The sequence below is a fragment of the Mycoplasmopsis agassizii genome (genome assembly GCF_002272945.1).
GTDB lineage: Bacteria > Bacillota_I > Bacilli_A > Mycoplasmatales > Metamycoplasmataceae > Mycoplasmopsis_B > Mycoplasmopsis_B agassizii.
Window position 1 is genome coordinate 172956 of sequence record NZ_NQMN01000001.1, and the last position, 20100, is coordinate 193055.

15 protein-coding genes are annotated in these 20100 nt (G+C 29.5%); 11 read left to right on the top strand and 4 right to left on the bottom strand.

Annotation, left to right across the window (positions count from 1 at the left end):
* Positions 1–171: 171 nt before the first annotated feature.
* Positions 172–3516 (bottom strand): proline-rich domain-containing protein, encoded by a 3345-nt coding sequence (locus tag CJF60_RS00645; RefSeq protein WP_084232849.1) that lies wholly within the window; start codon positions 3514–3516, stop codon positions 172–174.
* A gap of 178 nt (positions 3517–3694) precedes the next feature.
* On the bottom strand, positions 3695–4111 hold the full coding sequence (locus tag CJF60_RS00650) for a hypothetical protein (RefSeq protein ID WP_084232797.1): 417 nt from the start codon (positions 4109–4111) through the stop codon (positions 3695–3697).
* Between the two features lie 167 nt (positions 4112–4278).
* Between CJF60_RS00650 and CJF60_RS00655 the strand changes: the two genes are divergently transcribed.
* The gene (locus tag CJF60_RS00655; protein WP_084232798.1) at positions 4279–4977 is read left to right on the top strand and encodes a hypothetical protein; all 699 of its coding nucleotides are present in this window, start codon (positions 4279–4281) and stop codon (positions 4975–4977) included.
* Positions 4978–5066: 89 nt separating this feature from the next.
* Here the strand turns inward: CJF60_RS00655 and CJF60_RS00660 are convergent, their stop codons facing one another.
* Together CJF60_RS00660 and msrA are read right to left on the bottom strand one after the other, a co-directional pair.
* The gene (locus CJF60_RS00660; protein ID WP_084232799.1) at positions 5067–5822 is read right to left on the bottom strand and encodes a hypothetical protein; all 756 of its coding nucleotides are present in this window, start codon (positions 5820–5822) and stop codon (positions 5067–5069) included.
* Positions 5823–5973: 151 nt separating this feature from the next.
* Positions 5974–6471 carry a peptide-methionine (S)-S-oxide reductase MsrA gene (gene msrA, locus CJF60_RS00665; RefSeq protein WP_084232800.1) on the bottom strand — a complete coding sequence of 166 codons (498 nt, stop codon included), beginning with the start codon at positions 6469–6471 and terminating at the stop codon, positions 5974–5976.
* An 80-nt stretch (positions 6472–6551) separates the two neighbouring features.
* On the opposite strand from msrA, the gene ychF reads away from it, so the two are divergent.
* The 10 genes from ychF to CJF60_RS00710 all read left to right on the top strand — a co-directional run bounded on the left by ychF (position 6552) and on the right by CJF60_RS00710 (position 20052).
* Positions 6552–7658: a redox-regulated ATPase YchF gene (ychF, locus tag CJF60_RS00670; protein WP_084232801.1), complete on the top strand. Its 1107-nt coding sequence runs from the start codon at positions 6552–6554 to the stop codon at positions 7656–7658.
* 376 nt (positions 7659–8034) lie between these two features.
* On the top strand, positions 8035–10851 hold the full coding sequence (locus CJF60_RS00675; RefSeq protein WP_084232802.1) for a lipoprotein 17-related variable surface protein: 2817 nt from the start codon (positions 8035–8037) through the stop codon (positions 10849–10851).
* Positions 10852–11106: 255 nt separating this feature from the next.
* On the top strand, positions 11107–11649 hold the full coding sequence (locus CJF60_RS00680; RefSeq protein WP_084232803.1) for a hypothetical protein: 543 nt from the start codon (positions 11107–11109) through the stop codon (positions 11647–11649).
* Between the two features lie 62 nt (positions 11650–11711).
* Positions 11712–12191, top strand: a complete 480-nt coding sequence (locus CJF60_RS00685) for a hypothetical protein (protein ID WP_084232804.1) — start codon at positions 11712–11714, stop codon at positions 12189–12191.
* Between the two features lie 353 nt (positions 12192–12544).
* Positions 12545–12727 carry a hypothetical protein gene (locus CJF60_RS00690; protein ID WP_084232805.1) on the top strand — a complete coding sequence of 61 codons (183 nt, stop codon included), beginning with the start codon at positions 12545–12547 and terminating at the stop codon, positions 12725–12727.
* Between the two features lie 293 nt (positions 12728–13020).
* Entirely contained in the window at positions 13021–13569 is a 549-nt protein-coding gene (locus CJF60_RS00695; protein ID WP_084232806.1) for a hypothetical protein, read from the top strand.
* A 402-nt stretch (positions 13570–13971) separates the two neighbouring features.
* Positions 13972–14592, top strand: coding sequence for a hypothetical protein (locus tag CJF60_RS00700; protein WP_084232807.1), 621 nt, complete (start codon positions 13972–13974; stop codon positions 14590–14592).
* Positions 14550–16772: a lipoprotein 17-related variable surface protein gene (locus tag CJF60_RS00705; protein WP_159444220.1), complete on the top strand. Its 2223-nt coding sequence runs from the start codon at positions 14550–14552 to the stop codon at positions 16770–16772. The genes CJF60_RS00700 and CJF60_RS00705 overlap by 43 nt, the downstream gene beginning before the upstream one ends.
* Positions 16773–17034: 262 nt before the next feature.
* A complete protein-coding gene (locus CJF60_RS05195; protein WP_159444221.1) occupies positions 17035–17172 on the top strand; it encodes a hypothetical protein in 138 nt (45 codons plus the stop codon).
* 183 nt (positions 17173–17355) lie between these two features.
* Positions 17356–20052, top strand: a complete 2697-nt coding sequence (locus CJF60_RS00710) for an OppA family ABC transporter substrate-binding lipoprotein (protein WP_084232809.1) — start codon at positions 17356–17358, stop codon at positions 20050–20052.
* Positions 20053–20100 lie beyond the last annotated feature (48 nt).

Consider the following 20100-nt stretch of genomic DNA (forward strand, 5'->3'; position numbering starts at 1 on the left):
ATTTTGCACATTTTTGTCATAAATATGCTATTTTTGCAAAAATGAATTTTTTAAATTAAATTAGTAAATTGAGAAGTTGTTCTATTAATAACAACCATCTAGAATTTATCTAGCTTATCTAAATTTCCAAAAGACATAAAAAACAACACTTATAAAAAGTGTTGTTAATAGTTATTTAGGATCACTAGAGTTTAAATTTAGTGTTTTTATACCTTTTTTCTTCAGAATTTCAATCAATTCTAGCCTAACATTAGGTCGTTGGTTATCTAAAACATTAGAACGTGCATAAGGATCTAGTTGTACTAAATTGTGTACAGCTGTTCTAGGTCCACCACCCATACCAGGGATAAAGGCATATAAAATTCCATAGTTTCTAAAGTTAGCATCAACTACCATAGACCCTGAATTACCAGGGTTTGCATGATCTCCTGAATATAAAGTTTCAGTTGCACTAAGTGCTGTAATTGTATAAAGACCATTTTTTTCATTAGAAATTTGCTTGCTAGTAGGATAGTCTTCAAAGTTTTTTTCATTATATTTACCACCTACATCAAAAGGTGCATAGTATTTATTATAAATATCTGCATCTCAATCTCTAAAGAATTTTTGAGCATTGTTACCTGTACCACTAACTACAAATGTGCTACGCATTGAACTTGTTGCTGATTTATCAGCAGCACGATATGAGAAGATTCTTCTGATTCCATTAGCAATATTTGTAGCTGGATAACCTGCCATATATGAGTTAGTTCGATCATCTGTTCTAGGGTTAAGATCAAGTGCTTTAAATCATTTTTTCTGCTCTTCTTCAGATTTTTGTAAGGTCTGATAAAGTGCTGGTCAACCCTGTCTCAAGTCTTCGTCATTAAAGACCATTTTTACAAGAACTAAATCAGGACCTAGCAGTGAATGAGTATATTCACCATAAGTTTCTTCTCGTTTTAGACCACCACCAAAACCACTATTTGCTTGTTCACCACTAGTTCGGTAAACATGTCCCAAAGTATATTGAGGCAGGTAAATAATACTATCGATAAACTTTCTACGAGTATCAGTTATTCAAGTTGGATCATTATCAGTAGCGTTTAATTGTTTTCTTTTGTCACCATCTTTAAACATTGGGTTTGAAAATCCAACTACATTGCGTGCAGGGAATTTTCAGTGATTAGTAACAATTTGATCTCTATAAGGATAACCAGCTTCTTCAGAATAAGGCTCAGAGTCATATCCGTTTTTAGGAACTAAATCTGATGAAGCAATGTGGTTAGTTTTTGAATAATCATCAGTTTCATATCTAGTTCATGTGAATGAATAAAATCCTGAATTTCTTAATCAACTATTAGTTTTATTCATTGCTTTTCTAGAATTTTCATCAGTTCTTTTTATGAATTCCAAACGACCTTTAAAAGTTTGGATTTTTACATCTTTTTGTGGGTCGTTAGCAAGCATTGTTTCATAATTTTTCTCATTGATTCCTTCGTAATCTTTATAATAAGGATGATTTTTTGCTCACTTTTCAATAGGGTCTTGTTTAAAAACGTTTCCTGTAAATTGAAAACCTAAAAAGCCATAAGCTTTTTCAGTTCCTGCAATTTGACCAATGTCTAGAACGTGCTTATTAGTTGCTACAACAAAAGCATGTTGTCCTTTTGGAAGAGTTTCATCAATGATTTTATCAACCACTCAGGCAGTTCCTCCTGAAGAAAATTCATTAGAATAACCTAGTGCACCAGGATTTCTCCCAAAGTATGAACCGACTTTTTGACTTTGTACAGTTTGAGGTAGTTCATGAAAAGTTTTTATATTTTTATCTAATCTAGACTTCACTCCTTTTCAAGTGTCGTTAACTTCATCATTTCATTCATCGCTTTCACTAAATCAACCGCCATAAGATCAACTTAAAGAAACTGAGCGATCGTTTAAGAATTTTATATAATCATAATCATTTTTTAGATCGACATTAGTCTTATCTAGGTCAATTTTAAATGCTTTATCTGCTGTACCTTTTTTATAAGTAACATATAAAGTCATAGTTCCAGTTTTATTTGAAATTTCATCTGCATAGAATTTAACATTGCTTACATCAGTTGCATTACCTTGAAATAATTTCAAGTTTTTTTCTTGCTCAGTCAACTCATTTTCAAAAATGTGATCTGATAAAACTGACTTTTTATTAAGTCTAATGTCGTCACTTAAAGTAATCAATTTTCATCCTAGCATTTTAGGATTTTGTCCCATCTCATTATTATTAACAAGATATTTTAGTGATTCTAAATTTAGTTTTAGATCACTACTATTCATATTAACTGCTTTATTTTTAATTTCTTCACTTGGTTTCAAAGGTTGTGGCGCTGAAGCAACATTATCTAAATTAGTTGAACCACTAGTTATTTCGGCAAAATTACGATTTGCAATAATTTTTTGGTTATACCAAAAATTATAAGATGAGCTGAACACTTGTCTAGGATTCATTTCAAATTTATTTTGAAGTAGTTCATCACGTTGTTCTTTAGCACTATTAAAAGTGTTTTTATTAGGATTTCATTCAGGTGCATCTAAATTAGCAATTGGTTTTAAAAAGTCTTCACCTTTAAGTTTTCCAACCATACCACCATTTTGTGCTTTTCACTCACTGCTTCTGGTTTTGCTATCACTTTTTGCACTTAAATCAAATAGATAATCATTTTCCTCGGGATAACTTGAACTAATTTCAGTTTTAATCTCATAACCTTGAAACTTTTTAAGATCAGTTTCAAATTTTTGAACATAATGTTCAGGAGGTTTTGGAGACTGAACAGGATTACCACTAGGTGGTTGTGTTATGTTAAGAGGAGGAGGAGTAACAGTAGTTGGTGGCTCAGGAGTTTCTGCTGGAGGCTTAGTGCTTGCAGGCGGATTTCCAGTTTCTGGTGGCTTAGTGTTTTCAGGAGGTTTTTGATTATCAGGAGGATTTCCAGTTTCTGGAGGTTTATCAGTTTTAGGTGGTGTGCCTTGAGTAGGTGGCTTATCAGTTTTTGGAGGTTTTCCATTAACTGGAGGCTTATCAGTCTCTGGAGGATTTCCATTTTTAGGTAATCCTGGATTAGCACTAGGTGGAGTTTGACTCTTAGTTTGTTTTAAATCGACAATTTTAATTGTCTTATTTTTAACATCTTCATCTTTTTTAACACTAAGATAAATTTGCAAAACAGAATTAGATTTATCAGCAGTTGCTAGAGTAATTTTAGAAATTTTATAACCATCTTTTAAAGCATTTGTAAAAGTTTGTTTATTAGTTTCATCTAATAAATTTAAAAAAGTTGCTTGTAAATCAGTACCTAAATTTTGCAGTTTTTCTTTTAGTTTATCTAACTCTTGATTATCTATATTAGTCTTAACTTCACTAGGTAAACTATCAATAATCGTCTGTGCATTGATATTAGTTGGAGTAGGTTGTTGACTGCAAGCAATTGCTGCAAAAGTAGCAAAAGTTGCAATAGGTAGTGACATAATAGTTATTAATTTTCTTCGCTTCATAAATGAATCCTTAAATAGAGATTTTCTCTTCTATTTAAATTCTACGCCCGTTTTTTTTTTTTTTTTGTTTTAGCGAAAAAGCCACTTTTTTGAACTATTTTGCAAATAATATGCTATTTTTGCAAAATAAAAATATCTAACAAAATTAGAGATTATCTTTATGTTAATAGAAGAAAGGTTATTTTTTATTTTTAAGAATTTCTAGAATTTCCAGAATTTGATCAACTTTATTTTCTAAGGCATCAAGTCTTTTCCCGTATTGATCAAATTTTTGATCACGACTAGCCATTTCATCTCTTAATTGTGAGGCAATTAAATCGGCATATTTTTTTCATTCAGGTTCATCACCATTACCCGGCTTATTTCCACCTCCACCAGTTTTTCCTCCACCATCAACATCAATGGGCAGTTTTTCTTCAGGTTCTCTAAATTCACCAAAGACTTCAGAAACAATACGGATTTTTTTTCGATCAGAACTAAACTCTTCTTTAACATCACCTTCTCAAAGGTTGTAGTCTACTTTACGTGTCCTAATAGTTTCGTTATATTTTTTGGGAGTAAATTTTTTAATTTTTTGATCTATATTAGTTTTCATTATTTAATTATATCTAAAATATTTTGCTTTGAATTAATGAATTTTGAAAAAACAGTTCTTGATTTAATTTTTAATAAATATAAACAAGATTTTAAATTACTGTATAAATAACATATAAATTTTTAAGTTACAAGTTGAATATTTTACTCATGTATAATTAGAGTAACATGAAATTAAAAACTAAAATCTTGCTATCTTCTTTATTTTTAGCATCAACTTTATCAGCAACTGCTTTTGTTGCTTGTTCTTTTAACAGAATCACAAACTTAGCTGAAATACAAAAGACAGATTTAGGTTATGAAATTATTTTAATAGGCGATAGTAATTGATCTTTTAGGGGAGAATATGCATACGGAATTCGTGGACTTTCCGATGATTCCTATGGTGATTGAATCCAAAACCAAACTATTCGCAGTGAAAAACAAAAGGCAATATCTTTTTTAAAAGATGTTACTGATTTAGAAAAAGTTTTAGGCGAAACTAAAAATGAAAAAGATGAGTGAAGTAGTAATAAAAACGAGAGAGCTAAATGAACTGAGAATTTTAATCCATCAAAAATTGAACAACTTTTAGATTTTAAAAATTATGATTACTTATTCATAAAAAATATTGATACACAAAATATTGAATCTTATATTTATGACAAAAATGATAACTTCTATTTAAAAAGTTTTGCTTTAGAAGATGATACCTTAATATTTAAATTTGGTTTTAAACCATATAAACCTGAGGACATATATGTTGCAGCAACACCACGAAGTAAGTCATATTTTATAGCAGTTGAAAAAAACAAAATCAAAGATTTTAGTTTTGAAAAATATAAGATTAAAGTAAGTGGTTTTAGATCAGATGAAATAACTGAATAGATTCAAATAAGTAATAAATAACTTAATTATCAAAAATCTTTTCCAAAATTAAGGAAGAGATTTTTTAATCAAATTTTAGATAATTTAAATTATCTTTCTCAAGTTTTAATTTCTTTTTCAAAAATAGTTTCAAAAACTTTTTTTGCTCAAGCAACTACATACATATCTTTAGATACACCTACAAATTTTTTTGTTCAGTTTCTACTTGAATAAACTGATGAATAAGCATATTTTAAATAGACATTATATTTTTCATAGAGTGATAGAGAAGGGTATTTTTCTAATTTTCTTTTTAGCAGTCACATATTGGCTCTATAATGAGAAGTCAGTGGTTTTCATTTTAAGATGTCAAATGATATTCCTTTGATATATAAATAAAATGTTTTGAAGTCATATTTTTTTAATTCTTCAAGAGCTCTAGTTTGAAAACTTTGCAGATCTTTTAAAATTCTTTTAAGTCACCAAATATTTATTATGATCGGCAGTGGTGGAGAAACTCATGAAACAATTAAAACAATTAATTCTAAATTATCTAATTTTTCTGGTATTGGATCAGATATCAAAATATCCATCACGAGAAAAAATGTAAAAGTTAATGCAGGTGCAAACATTGATAAAATTAAACTTAATGACATTATCAACAATTTCACTTTACTGTTCAATACAGTTTCATTCGTTTTTACAAATGTTGTTAAAACTGGAATACGATTTTGTTTCATTAAATCTATAATCCTATATTTTTGATTTTTTGAAATCATTGGTTGAGTATAGAAAACAAATCCAAAAGTACCTATTCAAAGTAGATATGTTTGAATATAATAAATTCATTCTGAACTTGAAAGCATTAAAAATTGCGCCCCTTAATTACACACGGTAAATTCATAACTATTATATTTTGAACTATTTACAAAAAAGATGATTAATAAAATTGAAAATAATCAAAAAATAGTTTCTAAAAACTGAAACTATTTGACTACAAGTTGAGCAAATATAAATTTACTTTTTATATTTATCTGGCAATAAATTTAAATTAATATGGCAATATCCTGAAGGATTTTTAACTAGATAATCTTGGTGATATTCTTCAGCTAAAGTTTCATCTTTAACATCTTCAACTTCAAAAGTTGTTTTATCATGTTTAACTTCAAATTCACTAATTAAATCTTTAATAACTTGTTTACTAGTTTGATCTTTTTCATAAAAATAAAAACCAATGCGATATTGCACACCCACATCATTACCTTGTTTATTTAGTGAAAAAGGATTAACTATTTCTAGCATTAAAAGAAAAATATCTTTTAAACTAATTAAACTTTCATCATATTCTAATTTAACTGCTTCAACATGACCGCTAGCACGGCACACTTGCTGATAAGTAACATTTTCAAAACCACCATTTAAATAATATGATTTAGAAGAATTAATTCCTTTAACTCTTCTAAATCATTCTTGAACACCTCAAAAGCATCCACCTGCGACAAAAATTGTTTTCATTTCATAACCTCTTATTTTTTAATTGATAATTATTATTATATAATCTAAAGATTAAATAAGTAATTTAATTAAGGAGAATTATGGCTTTAAAAGCAGGAATTGTCGGTTTACCTAATGTTGGTAAAAGTTCTTTATTTTCAGCATTAACTAAAAAAGAAGCTGAATCAGCTAATTATGCTTTCACAACAATTGAACCTAATGTCGCAAGTGTTGAATTAATTGATCCAAGGATGATCAAGTTAACACAAATGGCACAACCTAATAAAACAGTTTATGCAACTTTTGATTTTGTTGATATTGCAGGATTAGTTGAAGGTGCTTCTAAAGGTGAAGGTTTAGGCAATAAATTTTTAGCAAACATCCGTGAAACGGATGCGATTGTGCATGTGATTCGCTGTTTTGAAAATAACGATATCTTACATGTAAAAGGTTCAATCGATAGTGTGCGTGATGCTAAAATTATTAATTTAGAATTAATTTTAGCTGATTTAACAACTATAGAAAATATTATAAATCGAGTTAAATCAAAAGCCTTAAATTCAAGTGATAAAAAAGCAAAAGCAGAATATGCTTTAGCTTTAAAAATGCAAAAAGCACTGATGGATGAAAAGCCATTGCGCCTAATTGAATGAGATGAAAATGAACTTTTTTTAGTAAAAAGTTTCCAACTTCTTACTATTAAACCTCAAATTTATGTTGCTAATTTAAACTCTGAAGAAATTAATGATCCTAGTCAAAATCTTCATTATCAAAATTTAGAAAAACTGGCTGCTGAAGAAAATTCACAACTACTTGCTTTAAGTGTTAACTTAGAAAAAGAACTTGTTTTAATGGAAAATGAATCTGAAAAACAAGAAATGATGCAGATGTTTAACCTAGAATTTAGTGGTTTAGATTTACTAGTTGCAAGAACTTTTAAACTTCTTAATTTAGCAACTTTTTTTACAGTTGGTAAAATTGAAGTTAGAGCCTGAATTTTTAAAAATGGTATGTTAGCACCTCAATGTGCAGGAATTATTCATAGCGATTTTGAAAATAAATTTATCAAAGCAGAAGTTATTTCTTATGATGATTTTGTAGAAGCAGGTGGCGAAGCACAAGCTAAGGAAAAAGGTAAATTAAGACTTGAAGGTAAAAATTATTTAATGCAAGATGGCGATATTTGCCATTTTAGATTTGGTAAGTAGGTCTGGAATTAAGTTTTAAAAACAATAATTTAATAAAAAAATACAATGAACTTTTTGTAAGAAGTTCATTTTTTATTGCTTTAAAATGGCAATTTTACTCATAAAATCAGAATTTAATGGTAGTTATACATTGTTTTGGATTTTTTGTTAATAACCAAAATTACTAAAATTTGCTCCAAAAATTGATTTGGAATTTCCATTTATAAGCATAAAATAGAAGTTTTTAATAAATTTAATGAAATTTCAAAAAAGTTGTTTTATATTCGGCTTTTTTTGACAAAGTGCTATATTTTTCCCGTAAAAGTAAACCTTGACTTTTTTATGAACAAAATAAAAAAATCAAATTATTTTTCACAATTTCAATTAAGGAGATTTAATGAAAAAATTAAACAAAAAATCTATTTTACTAATGACATCACTAGTTGCAGGAACCATCGCAGTTTCAGCAGCAATAGCATGTTCACCAGCAACGCCACTACCTGACAAGCAAATCGCTGACCAAAAAGTTGTTGATAGGATCGCAGACAGTGTAAAAAACGGTACATATAATGCCAAAAATACTTATGCAAACATTGAAGCATTAAACAAAGCAACTGCAAATGTTAAAAGTGTTGCTGATTTAGAAAAAATTTTAGATGCTGCTTCAGTTAAAACATTTAAAAGTGCACTAGGTAAGGCCACCTTTGCTTCTAATAGCGGCTCACTAGTTGATGCAAATAAGAAAAGAGTAAATTTAAAAATAAAAATTTCTTATGAACAGCCTGCAGTTTTTCAAACTGTTGAACTAAAAATTAACTATGTTGCTCCAGGCACTGCACCAGAAGTTAAAACTGATAATCAATTAGCTAAAGAATGATATGATTCAGTTGCACTTACTAACAATGCGGCAGATAATATCAAAGACAAACTACCTAGTGCAGTAACTACTTTTAATGCTCAAAACCTACAGACTGCTTTAGCGACTGCACCTACAGGCTTTAGTAGTCATGTTAAATTAGTTGCGAGTTCAGCAGATGATGCAACTGGTAGTTTAAAAGTTAGTGTTTCTTTATCAAAAGGTAATACTTGATTCAGTAGTGACGGTACTACTGCTGCTAATGAAGCAGCAGTAGTTGCTAAAATTGTGACAGTTAGTGGCTTTAAAAATACTGCTCAAACTAATGCTCAAAAAGCAGTTGTTTACTATTCAGCCTTGCCTACAACTAAAGCATTAACTGAGCAAATAGTTACTCAAACTTTACCTAGTGCAGTGACACAAGAGATCTTAAATTCACTAGTAGGATTAGCGCCAGATGCACCTGAAGGTTTAACTGTTTCTTTATCACTAGTTGATAAAGGAGCAAATGATAAAGATGGTAAATTATCAGTAAAAGTAACTTTATCAGAAGCTGCTGATAAGTTCTTTAATACTGAAGGTGGGATAGTTAATACACTAGCAAATGCTGGAAAAGTAATTGAATTTAGTGGCTTTAAAATTCAAGATAGTAAAACACCTCCAGTTGTTGTTGAACCTACTAAACCTGCTGACTTAGTTAAGGCATGATTTGAAACTATTACTGAAACTAAAAAAGTTGAAAATCATAAATCAACACTACCTTCAAGTTTAACTCAAGCTAATTTAGAAACAACTTTAGGTACCTTATATACAGCACCTACCAATGTCAAAGATGCTAAGATAGTTTTAACTTTAGTTTCAACAGATAATGATGCAGGAATTGCAACTATTAAGGTTGCTTTAAAGTCAGGAAATCAATGATATTCACCATTAAATGGTGCATTAGAAAATTCTGAAATAACTAAACAAGTTGTACTAACTGATTTACAAACTACTGCAGAAGCAGTTAAAGAAATCTATAAAAATCAAAGTGCAACAATCACAGTTGATTCAACTAAAACAGCTAGTGAAACTGCTAAAAATCTAGAAGAAAATGTGAAAAGTTTCTTCTCAGTTTTACAAACAAGCGTATCTAAGATTAAATTACTTAATTTAACACTTAGAGTCGCAACATCATCAAATGCTATTGATGATGAAACTGGTAAGTTAATGGTTAATTTTTACCTATCTAGAGACCAAAAAGGCAAGACACAATACTTTAAACAAGATGGATCAACTACTGAAGTTTTAACTCAAGTAGATGGCAAAGATGTAACTTTAACAGGCTTTAAACAAGTTCATCAATTAGATCAATTATCAGATGAATTGATGCATTGAAAAGTTAAAGATGACATTATTTATTCAGAAGTTAAAGAGTTTGTAGAACTAACTTCAGACACTGAACAAACTTCAGACAAAGTTTTTGAGTTATTAAAAAAATTCGCTTCTTTAGAATCATCTATTAAAACTTCAACCGAAGGAATGGAAATAGTTAATCCTAAAAAACTACTTACTTGATCAATTAATGATTATTCAGCAATGTTAGTTTTTAAACTAACACTTAGAAGAAAAGCAGATCCTGACATCACCAAAACAGTCACTTTCCAATCAGATTTTAGAGGATTTTTACCCGCATTTTTAAATATCAAAGGTAGCGTAAATGAAAATCAAACCAATAAATTCATTACATTGACATTTAACGAATTATCAGAAGGTAACACTTTTAACAAATGATCTAGTTTTGTTAGAAGGTTTGCTTTAGATGCTCGTAATGACGACAGAAAACTAATGAATTTTGCTAATTCTTTAGCAGAAAAAATTAAAGCAAACATTCGCAGACCAATCAATGAATACAACTTAATTTATCCTTTTAGCCCTGCAGATATGAAAACAGCCTTGCATTCTCACGGTGTTTTAAACACTGCTTTATCAGGTGGTGATTATTGATTAACATGAATGGGAGCAAATAGCCAAACCTATGTAATTGGTGGATTGCAAAACGCAACTCCAACACCTTCAAATATTAAGGTCAAAGTTGGAAATGGTAAGCCTTGAAAAGTCAGTTTAACCGATGGAACTAATTCAAGTACTTATATTGAATATAATAGTTCATTATTTGGAATTAATTCAGCAAAACGCTTTAGCATTACTCAAATAGGTGATTGAAGAGATGGTAAAGGCGCAAATTATAAAAAGGGATTTGCACTTGATAATGCTGCTACATTATACTTTCCAAATGATTCAGTTAAATCACCATTTACAAATGGAATCGCTGCTGGAACTATGCTTTTACTAAAAGCAATTATTAATAATCAATAATTAATATAAATATTTATTTTCCAAAAAATAAATTAAAAGCAAGTTTTTTGAAAAAAACTTGCATTGATGCTAATTGCAAAGTTTCAAATTGAAAAAATTTTGAGTGAAATGAAAAAGATAACAACATCAAAGCAACAGTTTTATATATAAAAACTATAAATTGGTTCAATTTTTACGAACCAATTTTTTTTATAGCGACCTAAAAAAGATAAAAAATTATTAAGACTGGCTTTCTTTAGTTATAATTAAATTAATATGAAAAAAGAAAAATCTAAAAAGTTTATAAAAAGTAATTGTGGCAAGACTATAGATCAACTAGATAAAGGTTATGACTTACAGGAAGTTAAACACCAAGTAACTGAAGTTGATCAAGATGGCAAAATACTTTTTGAATATAGTGCTGAAGGCACACCAAAGCAGTTTTTACCTATAATTGACCCTCCACCAGGACCTGGTGGAGGAGGACAAGAATTGCAATGATGACAAAAGTGAACAATAGAGCAAATTAAAAATGCTATAGGAATATTACGTGCTGAATTCAAAACTGAAAATGCTGAAATTCGTGCTGAAATGAAGGAAGGATTTGAGAAAATTCGTTCTGAAAATAAAGCAGATAATGAACAACTTCGTGTTGAAATGAATGAAAGATTTGAAAAAGCTGAAAAACAAAATAAAGAAGCAAATGAAAAACTTCGTGCAGAAATGAATGAAAGATTTGAAAAAGTTGAAAAGCAAAATAAAGATACAAATAAAAAACTTGAAGCAATTTTAGAATTGCTTAAAAAAGACAAAAAATAATAGTTACAAATTTAAGAGCAAACTTTATTGTCTGCTCTTTTCTATGCAATAATAAAATAGTTATGGATAAGAAAAATAAGATTATAGATCAACTAGATAAAGGCTATGACTTACAGGGAGCTAAACACCAAGTAACTGAAGTTGATCAAGATGGCAAAATACTTTTTGAATATAGTGCTGAAGGCACACCAAAGCATTTTTTACCTATAATTGACCCACCACCAGGTTCTGGTGGTGGAGGGCAAAAATTGCAATGATGGCAAAAATGAACAATAGAGCAAATTAAAGATGCAATAGGAATATTACGTGCTGAATTTAAAACTGAAAATGCTGAAATTAGTGCTGAAATGAAGGAGGGTAATGCTCAAATTCGTGCTGAAATGAATGAAAGATTTGAAAAAATTGAAAAGCAAAATAAAGAAGCAAATGAACAACTTCGTGCTGAAATGAATGAAAGATTTGAAAAAGTTGAAAAGCAAAACAAAGACACAAATGAAAAGCTTGAAGCAATTTTAGAATTACTCAAAAAAGATAAAAAATAAGAGTTACAAATACAAGAGCAAGCATCATTGCTTGCTTTTTTCTATGCAATAATAAAATAGTTATGTATAAAACAAATAAGACTATAGATCATCTAGATAAAGGTTATGACTTACAGGAAGTTAAACACCAAGTACTCAAGTTGATCAAGATGGAAAAATACTTTTTGAATATAGTGCCGAAGGTAAGGTACCAAAAAACAGTTTTCGCCTGTAATTGATCCACCTCCAAGACCTAATGGTGGTCAAAGAAGAAATGCAATGATGACAAAAGCAAACAATAGAGCAAAATTAAAGATGCTATAGGAATATGACGTGCTGAATTTAAAACTGACAATGCACAAATTCGGGTTGGAATGAAAAAAGACCTCGAAAAATCTGAAAAACAAAACAAGGAAACTAATGATAAACTTCGTGCTGAAATGAATGAAAGATTTGAAAAAGTTGAAAAGCAAAATAAAAATACAAATGAAAAGCTTCACATACTTTTAGAACATATGAAAAGGATAAAAGTTAAAGTTATAACTATCTGTAGTTAATAAATCTTTAGTTTTGAAAATCTTAAGAATTAGATTTTTTGAATAAACTTTTTTAAAGAGTTTCTTTTTTTATTATTTGAAATAGGGTTTTGATTATCAAAAAAAAAAAAAAAACAAACAAACAAAATATCTTGAGTTAATTAATATTTTAAAAAAATTGTCAAAAGTTCGACCACCTTTTGATGTTGTGTCGAAAAGGTTTTTACTATTTCATGAACAAAATTTTTCATAATGATGTGAAAATGATAAAAAAATTATCAAGACTAATTTTCTTTAGTTATAATTAATTTATTATGCGCAAGAAAGATTCAAAAATAGTAATTGGTAAGCCATCTAAAACAGTTAAAGATTTAACTGAGACACATGATATGGAAGAGACGGTTCATTCAGTCAAAATTAATCCTGATACTGGCAGAGTTAAATTTAAATATGAAGCAGAAGGTGATCCCTTACCACCTATAGTGCCACCACCACCTGGACCAGGTGGTGGTAATGAAAATTTCAACAAAGAATGAGTATTGAAGCAAATAAAATTGTATGTGGGCGAATTAAGGTCTGAAATGAATCAAAAATTTGATGAGTCAAGATCTGAAATGAATCAAAAATTTGATGAGTCTAGGTCTGAAATGAATCAAAAATTTGCTGAAGCAAGTTCCGAAAGTAAAAAAGATAAAGAAGAAATTCGTTCTGAAATGAATCAAAAATTTGATGAAGCAAGATCTGAAAACCGGCAGATGGAAAAAAGAATTGAACAAAGATTTGAAAAAGTTGAAAAGCAAAACAAGAAAACAAATGAAAAACTTGATATGCTTTTAGAACTTATTAAGAAGGATAAAAAGTAAAAGTTATAACTATCTGTAGTTAATGAGACTTTTATTTTTAAGATATCTATTTTGAATGAACTTTTTTAAAAAGTTCATTTTTTTTATTACTTGAAAACAATTTTAATAATTTAAATGTGAAATAGTTCAGTTTCATTATTATTTCAAAAATGCCTAGTAGTAGGATTTTATTTGCTTATTTGCTAAAACTTGCTCTGAAAAAGTAGTTTTAATTTCATCAATCAACATAATAATTAAAAATAATTCAGAAATTAAAAAAATTTGCAAAAAGTGTTTTTATTCCCGAATTTTTTGACAAAGTGCTATATTTTGCACGTAAAAATAAATGTTGACCTTATTAATTCATTAATAAAGGTATTAAAAAGTCATCTATTTTTACGTAATTTCAATTAAGGGGATTTAATGAAAAAATTAAATAAAAAGTCTATTTTATTTATGACAACTCTAGTTGTTGGTTCTATCGCTGTTTCAACAGCGATAGCGTGTTCACAAACACCAGGTCAAGATGACCGACTTAACTCTAGAAAAGCTGCCGTAGGTTCAATAGCAGAAGCTATTCAAAAAGCAAGTCTAAGTGCTAAAAATACTTATGCAACACTAACTGAAATGAATACTGCTGTTGCAGGAGTTAAAAGTTTTGCTGATTTAGAAAAAATCTTAGATACTGCTTCAGCAAAAGCATTTAAGAATGCTGTCGGGCAGGCAACATTTGAATTAAATAATGGTGCAACTCCTGATGCTGCAAATAACAAAACAGTTTTAAAACTAAAAATTTCTTTTATGCAACCTGAAGCTAATGCCGAAGTTAATGTGACAATTAACTATGTTGCTCCAGGAGCTACAGAAACACCTAAAACTGAGGCTGAATTAGCAAAAGAATGATACGATTCAGTGCCTGCTACTAATACTGCAGCAGATGCTGTTAAAGATCAACTTCCTAGTGCTATAACTGATTTAAAGCAGAAAACTTACAAACTGCCTTGCCAGCAGTACCTACTGGATTTACTAGTCATCTTAAACTAGTAGATTCATCTTCAGAAGATGTTAATGGAAGTTTAAAAATTAATGTAAGCTTATCAAAAGGCACAACTTGATATAACACTGATGGAGCAACTGCTGCTAATGAGCAAGCAGTAGTTGCTAAAGTTGTCACAGTTAGCGGCTTTAAAAATACTGCTCAAACTAATGCTGAAAAAGCAGTTGCTTACTATAAATCACTACCTGCAACATTAGCATTAACTGATTCTGTAGTTGCACAAACCTTACCTAGTTCAGTAACTCAAGAAGTGCTTAATGGCTTTGTTGATAAAGCACCAGCTGCTCCTGAAGGGTTAACTGTTTCACTATTATTAGTGGCTGAAGGTGCTAAAGATATTGAAGGAACTTTAACTGTTAAGGTTGTTTTAGCTGAAACTGACGCTAAATTCTTCAATGTTGAAGGTGGCGAAGTTGATAAAAAAGAATCAGCTGGTAAAGATATTATTTTAAGTGGCTTTAAAGTAAAAACAGATGAAACAAATCCAGGTTCTGGTGCTGGTTCAGGGCAAGGTGGAGAGGTGCAAGTTGATCCGACAATTGCTTTAGTTAAAGCATGATTTGAAACTGTCACTGAAACTAAAGCATTAGAAAATGAAACAACTATTTTACCTGCTAGTGTTACTCAAGAAAACTTAGAAGCTACAGTAGGTAGTTTATGAGTTGCACCCACAAATGTTGAAGGTGCAACCGTAGTCTTAACTTTAGAATCTGTTGATAATGATGCAGGTACTTTAAAAGTTAAAGTAGGTCTTAAAAAAGCTGAAAAATGATACTCATTAGAAGGAGTTTTACAAGATACAGAAGCATCTAAAGAAGTAACTGTAACTAGTTTACAAACAACTGCTGATGCTGTTAAAGAAATTTATGCTTCTCAAGGAACAACCATTGAAGTAAGTTCAACTAGAAGTGCAAAAGAAGCTTCAACTAATTTAGATGAAGCTGTCAGAACTTTCTTTAGTGTTTTACAAACTAAAGTATCTAAAATTAAAGCACTTGATTTACAACTAAGAGTTGCTAAAGAAGCTACTGCTGTTAATGATGAAACAGGTACTTTAGTAGTTAACTTCTACTTATCACGTTTACATAATGAAAAAACACAGTACTTTAAAGTAGATGGAACTACAACTGAAGTACTTGATCAAGTTGATGGTAAAAATGTAACTTTAAGCGGTTTTAAACAAGTACATAGTTTAGAAGATCTTGCTAAAGAAATTAACGCTTGAAAAGTAAAAGAAAACGTTACTTTAGATGAAGCTAAAGAATTTCAAAAACTAGCTAGTGGTCAATTATCTGATTCAACTTATATTTTTAATTTATTAAATAACAGTGCTTCAGATGATACTAAAATTAAAACAGCAACTACTGGCGTTGAATTTGTAGATACTAGCAAAATGCTAACATGAGATATTAACACTACATCTGCTAGTTTAGTATTTAAAGCAACTTTAAGAAGAACTGAAGATCATAATCAAACTAAAGAAGTTACTTTTAAAACTGATTTTGAAGGGTTCTTACCACTATTTTTAACAGTTAAAGGTGCTTATACTAAAGATGTTAATAACCACTTTGTCTCACTAGTATTTAATGAATTATCAACAGGTAATACATTTACTAGTTGAGCAAACTTTATTAGACCTTTTGCTAGAACAAATGCTAATAATGAACGCAAGTTATTAAATTTTGCTAATGCTATGGGAGAAAAAATTAAGTCAACTTCACCAACACCTATTAACTTCTATAACCTAATTTATCCATTTAAATTAAGTGACGTTAAGGGTTCAACAGAAAACCCAGTTGAATTAATGACTATTTTGTCTAATGGAAAAGCACCAACTGCATGAATTGGTGCTAATAGTGAAACACTAGTAATTGGTGGATTACAAAACCATACAGGAAATACTAATGTAGGTAATGGTAGACCATGACACTTTAACATGGTTGACGGAACTAAATCAGGTACTTTTATTGGATATAAAGATAGTCAATGATTTATTACTTTAGTAAATGATTGAAGAAATGGTTCAGAAGGTTATACCCGTGGTTTTGCACCTGATAGTGCAGCAACTGTGCGCTTTACAAGTGATAAAGGTAAATCACCATTTATTAATGGTGTAGCATCAGCAACAATGCTATTATTAAAAGCAATTATTAATAATTCTCATTAACAATTGTTTTATCAATTTAGAATTTACTTTGCAAGTAAAATCTAAATTGCTTGCTTAAATTAAACTACTAATTTAAGTAAAGATTTAATTAACCTTCTTTTAGAGGGTTAATTTTTTTATGGACTAAATTTGCTTATGTATAGTTATAAAAAAGCGAGTTTTTAAAAATTTAAAAATCGTAAAATTTTTGAATGATTTAAAAATTTTTCTATATAATTATTGCAGAAATTTATAAAAAATCTAACTAAAAGGAAGTAGCAAAATGATTTCAAGATTTGAATCAAAAATTACTGAAACCAAATTTATTGTTGACTACAACAATAAATATTTTGCACTTAACCTAGAAACAAAATTTAAACGTAGTAGCAACTATGAAGCTGCCAAGATGTTTCAAAGTTAATTACTTTAATTAGTTATAATTTAAGAAGATTTATCCAGTTATTTTTTTAAGATAATTCTCTAATATCTAAACTATTTTCCAAATAGATTAGATTTATAATAAAACTATAATTAACTAAAGTATTAAACAAATACTTTAGTTTTATTTTATAAATTTCAAATAAATACAAAACAAAGGAAAAATATGAAAAAATTAAAAAGAAATTTACTTTTATTTTCAGGATTAACAGTAACTACTGCTCTAGTTTCAACAGCAATTGCTTGTTCAAATGAAGATGATACAATCGATGCAAGAACAAGGTATGAAATTAATAGCCAGGCTAAATATGAAACAATACCATATACTGCTGAGCATACTGCTTCATACGGTGGTTCAAACCTAACTACACAAAACTTATTAAATGCTAATTTAATAAGTCAAGTAGGTGTAGGTGAGGCAACTTATAAAAATCTATCAGAAGGTAAATTTGAAATTACAAATGTAACACAAAATCATTTAGAACTTACAATTGCTAAGGATATCCGTGTTACTAAATCAGATGGATCTGTAGTAATTTATGATAACGACAAACATGAAATCGATGGTGCTAAAAATGGCAACTTTTCATCTGTAATGGCTTCAAGTGCTGATACAAAATCAATTAATCATCCAAACTTTTTGAGAGATTTAAGCACTGCAAGAAAATTACAAATTTCAGTTAAATCAGGAATTAAATGAGTTGACTGACAAGGTAATGCAACAAAATACGAAGTTAAAATTGATGATTTTTGATATTCATTCGTTAGAACCAAATTACTAAGCCCTGATTTTAGAAGAACAAATGGTGGTTCTAAAGAAATCGATAAAAACCTAGTTGATAATTATGGTGTTACAACACGCTTTAAAGATCAAGATTCTTATCCTAATGAATATTTATTTTCTCTATTTGGTGTAGATTCTTCGAATTTAGTTAAAAGAGATACATTTATAGAAAAAGTTGAAAATATTGAATATTTAACTTTTAACCCCTTAAAAGAAACTGCAGATTTTGCTAATATGTTTCTAAAAACATTTGTTAATAATTCAGTTATGGCTGCAGCTCCTTCAGAATATATAAAAGAAAATTATAGTAAGTGAAATGCTGATTTAGGTATTAGCCCGACAGGTCTTGCATCTGAAATGGCTATTTATTCATATGGACTTATTCCTGGAAAGTCGCAATTAGATATTTATAAACAATATTTATACGCAGGACCATATTACATGAATAGTAGAAATAGCATTACACAAATCAATATTTTCAAGAAAAACAAACACTTTGTAATTAAATCATTTGCTGATGCAAAAAATGTTGTTAATGAATATGTAGAAAAATATGTGGAGAAAAAAGATTCATTTGCTTCTGATAATTTTCTATTGTTTAAAGCAGGCGACGTTGCTGCAACAGATTATACAACATTAAAAGAATCTGAAAAAGCAGAAGCTAAAGTCGAGTGACGTCAATACAATGTTCCTCAACAAAGAACTTCATTATTGATGCGAACCTTGCCTGTTGTTCAACCTTCAAAATTGGATACAGATGAAGCAAAAGCTAAAGCAGCTTTTGATAAACTAGTTTCAAATGGTGAATATAAATATTATAATGATAACTTTGCAAAATTAATGTGAGGAGCAACTGCTGAAGAACTACTTGTAAAAGGTACAAAGTCAACTACTGAAACTTTTTACCATGGCACAGGATTAAGATTTAGAACTCTATTTCAAGCAGCATGAAACTTTGCGAAAAATGTAGGTGAATTGTTAGGTGATGAATATACATCATGAACTTCAAGATTTGCACCTGATGGGTTAATCAATGCAAAATCAACAGATACTATTAGACAACACTCTGATCAAGTAAATATTGCTAAAGTATTTGACAAGGAATTAAATTCTGTCAAATTTAATACATCTACTTCAGGTGGTGAACAATCTGATACAATTACACCAACATTAAACACAGCAAAAGCGAGTCAAGGTTCTCTATTGAATGAGCAATATAAAACATATGCATATGATGTTGTTAAAGCACAAATGAAAATATTGTTGGATGATTTTTATCAAGCAAATAACTTACAAAGTACAGATAAAATTAAATGAGCAATTATATATCCTTGAACAAATCCAGATGCTAAAGATACTGCATCAAACAAAGCATATATTGAATTGGTAAAATCACTAGATTCAAGACTTGAACCTTGAAATTTAGAACCAAAAGATACAGCAGAATTCTATCCTGCAGTTACTCAAGGTAAATCACAAAGTGAACTAACAGGATGAGGTTATGATTATGATGGTATAGGAAGTGGTATAATTGGTCTTATGCATTCTGATAAAAGTGAACTTGTTCCTGCACTTGCATATTATGCATTGCTTGATTCTACAAAACCAAACCCGTTTCCTGAAGTTACAAAATTTGGTAAAGCATTACAAAAAGCTATTACTGATAAGAAATTCATTTTGCCTTCTTTCGTTTCATCAGATGAAGGACAAACATTTACTGCTGCAAAATACACAACTTTTGAGCAATTAGCATCAATGCCTAGTGATGATGGAGGTAGATTACAAGATGTTTTATCAGGGTATAAAACTCAAGATATTTCAACTAAATTAGATTTTCATGCACAGTTAGCTGAATTTGTTGCAGGATACGCAAACGATGCAACAACTGATGAATTGATAAAACTGGCAGGTGAGTTAACTATCCTTCAAGCTCAAATTGGTCCTGTTGTTACAAGACATTTATATGCATCAAAAGGAACAACACCAACAATCGGATTAAGACAAGCATATTTAAGAAGACCAATTCAAATTGATGGACATCAGGCTTTCAGAGATATGGTTGTCAACCTAGATAATTAATTAAGTGTTTTTTTAAAAAAATTAAACAAAATAATTATAATTTTTAAT